10 protein-coding genes are annotated in these 10,846 nt (G+C 69.5%); 2 read left to right on the top strand and 8 right to left on the bottom strand.

From position 1 onward, the window contains the following. Positions 1-126 precede the first annotated feature (126 nt). A complete protein-coding gene (locus C1C97_RS06890; RefSeq protein WP_110919903.1) occupies positions 127-1,416 on the top strand; it encodes an adenylosuccinate synthase in 1,290 nt (429 codons plus the stop codon). 252 nt (positions 1,417-1,668) lie between these two features. Here C1C97_RS06890 and C1C97_RS06885 read toward each other — a convergent pair whose 3' ends face one another. From C1C97_RS06885 to C1C97_RS06875, 3 genes are all read right to left on the bottom strand, one after another. After that, the gene (locus C1C97_RS06885; RefSeq protein WP_456073098.1) at positions 1,669-3,150 is read right to left on the bottom strand and encodes an amino acid permease; all 1,482 of its coding nucleotides are present in this window, start codon (positions 3,148-3,150) and stop codon (positions 1,669-1,671) included. 190 nt (positions 3,151-3,340) lie between these two features. Continuing rightward, entirely contained in the window at positions 3,341-3,682 is a 342-nt protein-coding gene (locus C1C97_RS06880; RefSeq protein WP_121030827.1) for a DUF202 domain-containing protein, read from the bottom strand. After that, positions 3,679-4,071 (bottom strand): YidH family protein, encoded by a 393-nt coding sequence (locus tag C1C97_RS06875; RefSeq protein ID WP_233542792.1) that lies wholly within the window; start codon positions 4,069-4,071, stop codon positions 3,679-3,681. Before C1C97_RS06875 ends, C1C97_RS06880 begins: the two co-directional genes overlap by 4 nt. Positions 4,072-4,232: 161 nt before the next feature. Between C1C97_RS06875 and C1C97_RS12500 the strand changes: the two genes are divergently transcribed. Beyond that, positions 4,233-4,808 carry a DUF4190 domain-containing protein gene (locus C1C97_RS12500; protein WP_233542791.1) on the top strand — a complete coding sequence of 192 codons (576 nt, stop codon included), beginning with the start codon at positions 4,233-4,235 and terminating at the stop codon, positions 4,806-4,808. 77 nt (positions 4,809-4,885) lie between these two features. On the opposite strand, the gene C1C97_RS06865 is transcribed toward C1C97_RS12500, so the two are convergent. The 5 genes from C1C97_RS06865 to paaD form a co-directional block, all read right to left on the bottom strand. Then, complete coding sequence (locus tag C1C97_RS06865; protein WP_121031424.1) at positions 4,886-6,883, bottom strand: M13 family metallopeptidase; 1,998 nt, start codon at positions 6,881-6,883, stop codon at positions 4,886-4,888. A 131-nt stretch (positions 6,884-7,014) separates the two neighbouring features. Then, on the bottom strand, positions 7,015-7,869 hold the full coding sequence (locus C1C97_RS06860; RefSeq protein WP_110919768.1) for a formate/nitrite transporter family protein: 855 nt from the start codon (positions 7,867-7,869) through the stop codon (positions 7,015-7,017). 165 nt (positions 7,870-8,034) lie between these two features. Beyond that, entirely contained in the window at positions 8,035-8,808 is a 774-nt protein-coding gene (locus C1C97_RS06855; protein WP_121030823.1) for an enoyl-CoA hydratase/isomerase family protein, read from the bottom strand. Between the two features lie 254 nt (positions 8,809-9,062). Beyond that, positions 9,063-10,262, bottom strand: a complete 1,200-nt coding sequence (gene paaE, locus C1C97_RS06850) for a 1,2-phenylacetyl-CoA epoxidase subunit PaaE (RefSeq protein ID WP_121030821.1) — start codon at positions 10,260-10,262, stop codon at positions 9,063-9,065. Between the two features lie 2 nt (positions 10,263-10,264). Continuing rightward, a complete protein-coding gene (paaD, locus tag C1C97_RS06845; RefSeq protein ID WP_233542790.1) occupies positions 10,265-10,846 on the bottom strand; it encodes a 1,2-phenylacetyl-CoA epoxidase subunit PaaD in 582 nt (193 codons plus the stop codon).

The following is a 10,846-nucleotide window of genomic DNA, read 5'->3' as shown; positions in this document are numbered from 1 at the left end:
TTCGGCCGGGTTCGTCCCCGATCTCCGGGGGCGGAAGCCGCCACCGGGATCCCGGTGGCCCCGCCGGGTAGACTGGGCCGTTGGTTCCTCCGGCCATCGGGCCACACCCGGATAGAGAGTGTTTCCATGCCAGCAATCGTGATAGTCGGCGCCCAGTGGGGCGATGAGGGCAAGGGCAAGGCCACCGATCTCCTGGGCGGCCGCGTGGACTACGTGGTCAAGCCCAACGGCGGCAACAACGCCGGGCACACCGTGGTGGTGGGCGGCGAGAAGTTCGAGCTCAAGCTCCTTCCCGCAGGCATCCTGAGCCCCAACGCCACGTCAGTGATCGGCAACGGTGTGGTGGTGAACCCGCAGGCGCTGTTCGAGGAGATCGACGGTCTGGAGGCCCGCGGCGCGGACACCTCGCACCTGCGGATCTCCGCGAACGCCCACCTGGTGGCCCCGTACCACCAGACACTCGACCAGGTCAGCGAGCGGTTCCTGGGCAAGCGCGCGATCGGCACCACCGGCCGCGGCATCGGCCCCACCTACATGGACAAGGTGGGACGGCTGGGGATCCGCGTGCAGGACGTCTTGGACGAGTCCATCCTGCGGCAGAAGATCGAGGGTGCCCTGCGGCAGAAGAACGAGCTGCTGGTCAAGCTCTACAACCGCCGCGCGTTCGAGGTGGACGAGATCGTCGAGTACTTCATGGGATTCGCGGACCGGCTCGCGCCCATGATCGTGGACTCCACGCGCCTGCTCAACGAGGCCCTGGACCGGGACGAGGTGGTGCTCATGGAGGGCGGCCAGGCCACCTACCTGGACGTGGACCACGGCACCTACCCCTTCGTCACGTCCTCCAACCCGACCGCGGGCGGCGCCTCCGTGGGCTCGGGCGTGGGCCCCACGCGCATCACCCGCGTCATCGGCATCCAGAAGGCCTACACCACGCGCGTGGGTGCCGGGCCGTTCCCCACCGAGCTCTTCGACGACATGGGCGAGCGGCTGCGCACCACGGGCGGCGAGTTCGGCGTCAACACGGGCCGTCCACGCCGCACGGGCTGGTACGACGCCGTCATGGCCCGCCAGGCCGCACGCATCAACGGCTTCACGGATCTGTTCGTCACCAAGCTGGACGTCCTCACCGGGATCCCGCAGATCCCCGTGTGCGTGGCCTACGAGGTGGACGGCCAACGCTTCGACGAGATGCCCATGACGCAGTCCGACTTCCACCACGCCAAGCCCGTGTACGAGAGCTTCCCGGGCTGGAGCGAGGACATCACCGCTGCGCGCACGCTCGAGGACCTCCCGCAGAACGCACGCGACTACGTCCAGGCACTCGAGCAGATGTCCGGGTGCCGGATCTCCGCGATCGGTGTGGGCCCGGACCGGGACGACACCATCGTGGTGCGGGACCTGATCGCGGACTGATCCGCCCACCGGCTGCCACCGGACACCGGCTGCCACCGGACACCGGTGGGGAGCTGTGAACGGCTCCCGGCCGGGCCGGCGGGAGTTCCGGATTCCACGGTGCTGCCACGCACGGAACCGCCCCGCTTCCCTGTCCGGGAGCGGGGCGGTTCTGCAACCGAGGCGGTGGGGGGCGGCGAACGGTGCGGGCACCGGGGCGGGTGGGCGGGCGCCGTCGGACGACGCCGCCCGCTCACCTCCCTGCCTCGCGCGTCAGTGCCCGGGGGTCACGTCCGCGGTGCGCAGGTCCACGGCCTTGTCCTTGGTGACCAGCTTGTGGCCCAGCCACAGGGCCAGGAAGATCGGCAGGCCCAGGTAGGAGGACAGCAGGCTCAGGGGGTTGACGTCCCCGGAGGTGAAGATGCTGTACCCCTGCCCCACGATCACGATGGCGCACATGATGAGCGCGACCACGGGACCGATGGGGAAGAACCGCGCACGGTAGAGGAGGTTCTTCGGATCCCCGCCCTGCAGGACGTACGCCTTGCGGAAGCGGTAGTGGCTCCAGGCGATTCCCATCCACACGATGAACCCGGCCAGGCCAGAGGCGTTGATGAGCCAGACGTAGGCCTGGCCCTCGCCGATCAGGGTGGTGAGGAAGCAGAACATCCCGATCAGCGTGGTGGCCAGCAGCGCGTACATGGGCACGCCGCGACGGTTGACCTTCGCCAGGAACCGCGGGGCCTTGCCGCTCCTCGCGAGAGCATAGAGCATGCGCGTGGAGGCATACAGCCCGGAGTTGCCCGCCGAGAGGATGGCGGTGAGGATCACGGCGTTCATCACGGATGCCGCGGCCAGCACGCCCGCGTGCTCGAACACCAGGGTGAACGGGGAGATGGACACGTCCTCCACCTCGCTCGCGAGCAGGTGCGGATCGGTGTAGGGGATCAGGAACCCGATCACGGCGATCGCACCGATGTAGAAGAGCAGGATGCGCAGGAAGACGGTGCGGATGGCCTTGGGGACGGTCTCGCGGGGGTTCTCGGCCTCGCCGGCGGCCACACCCACGAGCTCGGTGCCCTGGAAGGAGAAGCCCGCGACCATGAAGATGGCCATGATGCCCGTGAAGCCGTTGACGAACGGCGCCTCACCCGCGGTCCAGTTGTGGAACCCGGGGGAGGGACCGCCCAGGACGCCCAGGATCATCAGGACGCCCAGGACCAGGAAGATGACCACCGTGATCACCTTGATGAGCGAGAACCAGAACTCGCCCTCGCCGTATGCGCGTGCACTGAGCGCATTGAGGGCGAAGAGGATGGCCAGGAAGAGCGCGGACCAGATCCACGCGGGCACGTCCGGGAACCAGTAGCGCATGACCAGTGCGGCTGCCACGAGTTCCGCGGCCACGGTGATCGCCCAGTTGTACCAGTAGTTCCACCCGATGGCGAAGCCGAACGAGCGGCTGATGTACCGGGTGGAGTACTCCTCGAAGGAGCCGGCCACGGGGAGGTGGGTGGCCATCTCCCCGAGCGACTGCATCAGCAGGAACACCATGAAGCCGATGGCCGCGTACGCGAGGAGCGCGCCGCCGGGGCCCGCGGTGTTGATGGAGTTGCCGGACGCCACGAACAGGCCGGTGCCGATGGCACCGCCCATGGCGATCATGGTCAGGTGGCGGGACTTGAGCGAGCGTTGCAGCGAGCCGTCGGAGGGATCGTCCTGACGGCCGGGCTGAGGATCGGAGTGGTGGGACACATTGCTGCCGGGTGGCGTCGTGGCCACCTCTGCGTTTCCCCCACCGGACGAAGATGAAGACACTGGGCCCTCCCAGGCATGTGTTGGTCCGGCGTCGAGCGGATGCGCTGCGACTGACCGCAATTATGAGGCTTTCGCGAACCAGACCCGGCATTCCCACGCCAGGGCCCGCCGAAGTGATGACAAGTGCTCAGAAAAACAGCATCGCGGTGATTCCCAGCACACCCAGCAGCATGCACGCTCCAGCCGTGGTCATCACGGAAATGGCATCCGGCGCGAGCTTCTCGCCCGCGACCCCTAGAGCGGCCCGGGCATATCGGATGCGCTGGCTGACATAGATGCCTCCGGCCAGGGACAGGGACAGCCCGAACAGCACGAGGACGAAGCCGCCGTGGGTGGGCAGCCACCGGAGGTGAACGGCCGCGGCCGTGCAGAACGCCATCATGGTGCGCCCCCAGGACAGGACGGTCCGCTCGGGCTGCAGCCCGGGATCCTCGTGCGGACAGGGCGCCGCGGCCGGAGCGGGACTCATCGCGTCAGGACCACCACCACGAGCACACCGGACGCGATCGCCCCGCCCACCGCCACCAGGGGTGCGATCAACGGCAGGGGGAGGGGTGCCCTGTGCCGCATGGAGCGTTCCACGTTGAGCCACCGCACGGCGGCCCCCGCACTCAGGAGCATCCCCAGCAGCAGCAGGACGATGACCAGGAACTTCCGCACGGGCAGGTCGAAGAGATCCCCCGTGAACGCCTCGATCGCGATCCCCCCGGCCAGGAAGGCCAGGGACGTGCGGATCCACGCCAGGAACGTGCGCTCGTTGGCCAGGGTGAAGCGCGGGTCCGGTTCCGTCCCGCCGCGCAGGAGGCGGTGGCTGAGCGCATCACGACGGCGCTCGCCTGGGTCCTCGGGGTGGCTCACGATTCTCCTCGGGGTCGGAATCCGGGGTCCTCCCCCGATGGTAGGTGCAGCGGGGCGCACGAGGGGAGCGGAGAACCGGATCCAGGGGGCGCCTTGTTCGTCATCCTGCCCTGGGAGAGGATGGTTGCACTTGCACATGACGACAGCACGGAGGACCCACCTTGAGCTCGAGCAACCAGCCGACCGGAGATTCCCGCGCCCACGAGGGCGCACCGCGCGGAGGTGCGGGCCAGCAGCCCGCTGCCGGCGACCACGGGGCGTCCCAGGGTGCGCAGACCTCCTACGGGCAGCCCGCTGCAGCCCGGGACAGCAGCAGGAACCAGTGGGGCGGCCAGGACCAACCCGGTCACGGCCGTCAGGCCGTGGACACCCGGGGCGGACAGGGAGTACCCGTGGTCACGAACCAGTACCACCCCTATGCGCAACCGGCCGGCCGGTGGGAGTACGTTCCCGGTGGTCCCGAGGACGCGCAGCGCTATGCGCAGGCGAGCAAGAGCGCGGACACGTCCCTGGTTCTGGGCATCCTGGCCGTCACGGTGCTCCCGATCCTCGCTCCGTTCGCCGTGTGGCAGGCGAGCAAGGCGGAGAAGCTCGGCGGCCGCGCCACCCCCGGGAAGGTGCTCGGCTGGGTGGGCGTGGCGCTGCTGGTCCTGGGCCTGCTGTGGATCGGATTCGTCCTGGCCATGTGGGGCGTCATGTTTAGTGAGTTCCAGCAGAGCATGAACTCCAGCGTCTGACGCCCCGCAGCCGACCACGACGGCGGCCGGTCCCCTCGGGATCGAGAGGACCGCCCGTCGTCGTGGTGCCGCGGGGGTCACCAGATGGTGACGCGCTCCTCAGGGGGCAGCCACATGCCGTCGCCCTCCGTGACGTCGAACGCCTCGTAGAACGCGGCCACGTTGCGCGGTGTCTGTCCCGCCCGGAACTCCGCGGGGGAGTGGGGATCCGTGGCGATGCGCGTGCGCAGTGCCTCGTCCCGTGACTTCTCCTGCCACACGTAGCCCCACGAGATGAACAGCCGCTGGGCCGGGGTGTAGCCGTCGATGCTCTCGGTGTCCGGGGTCTGCTTCTTGTCCTGTGCGCTCCGCCATGCCTTGTAGGCGATGGACAGGCCGCCCAGGTCACCGATGTTCTCGCCCAGGGTGAGCTCGCCGTTGACGTGGGGAGCGTCGTCGGCGCCCTCGAACTGGGCCGGTGACAGTGCCGCGTACTGGCCCACCAGGCGGGCGGTGCGCTCCTCGAAGGCTGCGCGGTCCGCGTCCGTCCACCAGTTGCGCAGCCTGCCCTCGCCGTCGCACGTGGAGCCCTTGTCGTCGAAGCCGTGGCCGATCTCGTGCCCGATCACCGAGCCGATGCCGCCGTAGTTCACGGCGTCGTCCGCGCCCTCGTCGAAGAACGGGGGCTGCAGGATGGCTGCGGGGAACACGATCTCGTTGCGCAGCGGGTGGTAGTAGGCGTTCACGGTCTGCGGGGTCATCAGCCACTCGTGCTTCTCCACGGGCTGCCCGGCCTTGCGGGCGAGCTCCGCCACGGCGAACTCGGTGGTCCGCACCACGTTGCCCACGAGGTCCTCCCCGCGGATCTCCAGCGCGGAGTAGTCCTTCCACTTCTCCGGGTAGCCGATCTTGGGGGTGAACCCGGAGAGCTTCTTCAGGGCCTCCGCCCGGGTGTCCTCGGTCATCCAGTCCAGCGTCTCGATGGAGTCGCGGTAGGCCTCCAGCAGATTGGCCACGAGCTCGTCCATGCGGTCCTTGGCCGTGGGGGAGAAGTGCTCCGCCACGTACAGCTTGCCCACGGCCTCGCCCAGCGCGCCGTTCACCAGCCCGACGCCGCGCTTCCACCGCTCGCGCAGCTGCGGCGTCCCGGACAGCACCGTTCCGTAGAACGCGAAGTTCTCCGCCACGAACGCCTCGGGGAGGTACGCGGCGCGCGCGGACACCACGTTCCAGCGGGCCCAGGACTTCCACGCCTCGAGCTCGTCCTGCGTGAGCAGCGCGTCCAGACCGGTGAGGAAACTGGGCTGGGCGTTGATCACCGTGGCCAGGTGCTCGGGCGTGAGGCCCACACCCTCCAGCACCGCGTCCCAGTCCAGGTTCTGCACCTGACCGGTGAGCTCCGCGAAGCTCATGGGGTTGTACATCTTGGTCAGGTCACGGACCGTGACCTTGTCCCAGTGGTGGGAGGCGATGCGCGTCTCCAGATCCACGACCGCGCGAGCCTGCCGCGCGGCGTCGTCGAACCCGGCGAGCTCGAGCATCTTCTGGACGTGCCCCACGTACTTCTCGCGGATGGGCGCGTACTGCGCCTCGCGGTAGTACTCCTCGTCCGGCAGGCCCAGCCCGGACTGGCCCACGAACACCAGGTTGCGCTGCGGGTCACCCGGGTCCGAGTCCAGGTCGATGTCCAGTGCTGCACCGATGCCCCGCCGCATGGCCGTGCCGAACCAGCGCGAGAGGGCCCGCGGGGAGTCGATCGCGGCCACGGCGTCCAGGTCCTCGCGCAGCGGTGCGGCGCCGAGCTCCTCGATCCGCTCGGTGTCCATGAAGGACCGGTAGAGCAGCGCGATCTTGGTCTCCGCGCTCTGCTCCGCCCCGGACGACGCCGCCTGCTCACCGTCCGCGCTCGCGCCCGTGATGATCTCGCGCACCGCCTGCTCGGCCTGGTCCCGCAGCTCCACGAAGGCACCGGTGCCAGCCTTGTCGTCGGGGATCTGCGCGGTGCGCAGCCACGTGCCGTTGACGTGGCGGAAGAGGTCGTCCTGGGGGCGGACCGAGCGGTCGAAGGCGTCGAGGTCGAACACGGAAGTCGTCATGGTCACACGCTAACGATCAGCGCGGTGCGGCTCCACGGCCCGGCGGGCGCTTCTTCGGACAGCTAAACGGTGTCGACGCCCCGCCGAGGCCCTGCCCGTCCATCGTGCGTCGTCGGTGCAGGGCTGCGAGCTCAGTCCTCCTCGTCCGGGGAGGCGTCCGAGATCCGTTCCCCGTGGCGCTCCGCCATGAGCAGCTCCCACGTGCGGAACAGCCGTGGCAGGGAGATGATGACCAGTCCGCCCAGCATGTTGAGCGGGATCACCCACACGAACCACCCGAGCCAGCTCAGGTAGGAGTAGTCCCACCCGGCGTGCATGGCCCCGAAGATCACGATGGAGTTCAGGGCGCCGTGGAGCATCCCCAGCCCCACCACCAGAAATCCGCCGATCAGCGAGATCACGGCGGTCATCATGTCGTTGTTCGTGCCCTGCTGCATGCGGGTCATCAGGGTGATGGTGGACCCGGCCAGCAGCGCCAGGCACACGGTCTCCATGCCGAAGCCGTCCGAGACGTAGCCCGTGGCGCTCTCGATCAGGGTGGACGAGAAGTCCGGGAAGGCCGCCACGACCACCCACATGAAGGCCCAGCCGCCCACCAGGTTGGTCACCAGGGTCACGACCCACAGCCGCACCAGGGACCACCAGGAACCGTGCCCGGCCACCACCGCGTTGATGGGGAGCAGGAAGTCCTCGGTGAACAGCTCGGAGTGGGCCAGGCGCAGGGCCAGCAGACCGATGCCGAACGCCGTGCCAGCCAGCAGCTTGGAGCCCGTGGCGTCCATGACCGCGAGCATGGCCATGATGCCCAGACCCACGTCGATCCCGCCAAAGAGTCCCGTGACCAGCAGCGCCCGCCACGTGCGGTGCAGCCGGTCCGTGCCCTCCTGGACGGTGTTCTTGAACTCCTCGACCAGCTCGTCCTCGAGGGGCTGATCGGTGCGTCCCGAGGAGCGCCGGCGGGATTCGCTGTCGTGGGTGGGGGCCATGGGCTTCAGCGTAGGCCACGCGAGTGCGCCCGGCGTGCGCACCGGAATTCGCTCCGCCACCGTGCAGCAGCGCAGCAGACGCAGAACGCGCGCCTGATTTCTGCCCCAGCGGAGCAGACGCAGCGGGCGGCGGGGTGCCCGCGCCCGCTCCGGGGTGCTGCCTGCTCAGCCCTTCCCCGTGAACTCCGGTGTGCGCTTCTGCTGGAACGCGGCGAAGCCCTCGCGGTAGTCGTCCGTGGCGCACAGTGCGGCCTGGACCCCGCTCTCCCGGGACATGGACTCCCACAGCCCGGCGCGCTCGTCACGGACCTGCGCCACGAGTTTCTTGGACGCCACGAAGGCCTGCGTGGCACCGCGGGAGGCGCGGACCACGCGCTGCTCGGTGAACTCCACGAGCTCCTCGGCGGGCACCGCGCGAGAGAACAGCCCCGCGGCCACGGCCTCGGCGCCGGACATCATCTCGGCGGTGTAGATCAGGTCCAGCGTGCGGTGAGCACCGAGCCGCTCGGTGAACAGGGCGTGCCCGCCGGAGTCCAGGATGGCTCCCAGGTTGGCGAACGGCGAGCCGAACTTCGCGTCCTGCGCCACGTAGACCACGTCCGTGGCAATTGCCAGACCCAGCCCCACACCCAGGCACGCGCCCTGCACCGCCGCGAACGTGGGCGCCGGGAAGCCCGACATCTGCCGCATCAGGGGTTCCAGGGTGCCGGAGAGGTACCCCTCGGCGTCGTCCGTGGCCGGGTCCACGCCGGAGATGTCGCGGCCCGCGCAGAACACGCGGCCCGCACCGGTCAGCAGCAGGGCGCGGACCCCCGCGTTCTCGGCCTCGGTGTACGCCGCGGCGAGCTCCTGCAGGGCGCTCAGGTCCAGCGAGTTCCGCTTCTCGGGTGCGTTGAGCACCACGCGGGCGATGTCGTCCTCGATGGTCAGGTCGATCACGGTGTTCTCCTCGGGGTTCGGGCTGCGCGTGCAGAGTGCTGACAGGTGGCGGTGCGCCGCAGTGGGCCGGGCGACGGCGCGGCGCCGCCGTCTTTGTGCCCACGCCGGGCGGCCACGGCGTACCGTGCCGGCCGTGGTGCCGCGACCGCATCCGTGGGGTGCCGCCGTGCGGAGTCGCGCACCCGCCACGAGCGGGCAGGCACCGCGACGACGCCGCCCGGGGCCCAGTGCGGCGTCGTCGTGACAGTGGTGGGTCAGGCGTCGAAGTCCACGCGCAGCTCGTTCGAGGTGGGGCGGGTCTGGCACGTGAGCACGTAGCCGGCGTCCACCTCGTCCTTCTCGAGCGCGAAGTTCTCGTCCATCTCGAACTCGCCCCCGGTGACCTTGGCGCGGCACGTGCCGCACACGCCACCCGCGCACGCGAAGGGGACGTCCGGGCGCACGCGCAGGGCGGCGTTGAGCACGGTCTCCGCGGCGGACTTGGGCGAGTCCACCTGGGCCGAGGTGCCGTCCAGGTTGAACACGATCTTGTAGTTCTCGCCCTTGGGGTCGGCCTTGACCACGCGGCCCTGCTGACCCTGCGGCACGGTGGGCTTGCCCGTGGTGAACAGCTCGAAGCGCACGCGGGACTCGTCCACGCCGCGCTGCTTGAGGACGTCCCGGCACAGCTGCACGAGCTCGAACGGCCCGCACAGGAACCACTCGTCCGCGGAGTCCACCTGGATCACGTGGTCCAGCAGCTCCTCGAGCTTGTCGTGGTCGATCCGCCCGGACATCAGCGGCGAGATCCGCTGCTCGCGGGACAGCACGTGGTGCACCGCCAGCCGGGCGGGGTACTTGTCCTTGAGGTCACCCAGCTCCTCGGCGAACATCACGTCCATGGAGGAGCGGTTGGCGTAGATCACGTCCATCTGGGCGGTGTCCGAGGCGCGCAGCAGTGCGCGGGCGATCGCCATGATGGGGGTGATCCCGGAACCGGCGGCGAACGCGACCAGGTGCACGTTGCGCTTCTTGGCCACCTCCTTCTCCGCGAGCTTCTCGGGATCGTTCATGGAGGTGATGTTGACCTTGGAGGTGAACGCACCCTGCGGGTTCATCACGTCCAGGGTGTCGCCCGCGGAGAGCTGCTCGTTGGCCCACGTGGAGAACACGCCGCCCATGTCCTTCTTGATGGCCACGCGGATCTCACCCGGTGTGGGGTCCGCGCAGATCGAGTAGGACCGACGCACCTCGTGGCCGTTGATCATGGCGCGGATGGCCACGTACTGGCCCGGCAGGTAGTCGTAGTCCGCCACGAGGTTCTCGGGCACCTCGAACGTGACCTCCACGGCGTCGGAGGTCAGCCTGCGCACCTGGGAGACCGTGAGGGTGTTGAACGTGGCGCGGCGCTTGCCGCCGCCCGGGCTGGCTTCGGTGGCTTCCTCCAGGGTGGAGGTGTCCGCGGTTTCGCTCATGATCAGTGCACCTTGAAGTAGTCGAAGGGTTCTTTGCAGTCGTTGCACACCCACAGGGCCTTGCAGGACGTGGACCCGAAACGGGTCATCTCGCGCGTGTGCAGGGAGTCGCAGCGCGGGCACTTCACGGCCAGGCTCAGCCGCACCGGGCCGGAATTGTGCCCGGCGGCCGTCCGGCCGGTGGGCGGGGCGATGCCGTACTCGTTGAGCTTGGCCCTGCCCTCGGCGGACATCCAGTCCGTGGTCCACGCCGGGCGCAGCACCTGCACCACGCGCACGTTCTCGTAGCCGGCGGCCGCGACCGCCGCTTCGAGGTCCGCGGCCATGGTGTCCATCGCGGGGCAGCCGGAGTAGGTGGGGGTGATGACCACCACCGTCTCCACCTGCCCGGCCACGGCGTCCCGCAGCACCCCGAGGTCCTCGAGCGTGAGCACGGGGATCTCGGGATCGCACACGGTGGCGGCGACGTCCCACAGGGCGGCGTCGGCAGGATCGTCCGGGCGCCGGGAGGGCCCCAGGGGGACCTCCCGGGGCGCCACGCCGCCCGTGGGCGGCAACGAACGAGGAGGAACGCGGGAGAACAT

Origin of the sequence: Kocuria tytonis, assembly GCF_003226895.2 — a bacterium.
Lineage (GTDB): Bacteria > Actinomycetota > Actinomycetes > Actinomycetales > Micrococcaceae > Kocuria > Kocuria tytonis.
This window is presented reverse-complemented; position numbering and strand designations above follow the sequence as displayed.

What these genes read in the sequence shown, in the direction of transcription:
- C1C97_RS06890 (WP_110919903.1), top strand. Translation starts at nt 127, where the DNA reads ATGCCAGCAATCGTGATAGTCGGCGCCCAGTGGGGCGATGAGGGCAAG.
- C1C97_RS06880 (WP_121030827.1), bottom strand. Translation starts at nt 3,682, where the DNA reads ATGAGTCCCGCTCCGGCCGCGGCGCCCTGTCCGCACGAGGATCCCGGG.
- C1C97_RS06865 (WP_121031424.1), bottom strand. Translation starts at nt 6,883, where the DNA reads ATGACGACTTCCGTGTTCGACCTCGACGCCTTCGACCGCTCGGTCCGC.
- C1C97_RS06860 (WP_110919768.1), bottom strand. Translation starts at nt 7,869, where the DNA reads ATGGCCCCCACCCACGACAGCGAATCCCGCCGGCGCTCCTCGGGACGC.
- paaE (WP_121030821.1), bottom strand. Translation starts at nt 10,262, where the DNA reads ATGAGCGAAACCGCGGACACCTCCACCCTGGAGGAAGCCACCGAAGCC.
- paaD (WP_233542790.1), bottom strand. Translation starts at nt 10,846, where the DNA reads ATGTTCTCCCGCGTTCCTCCTCGTTCGTTGCCGCCCACGGGCGGCGTG.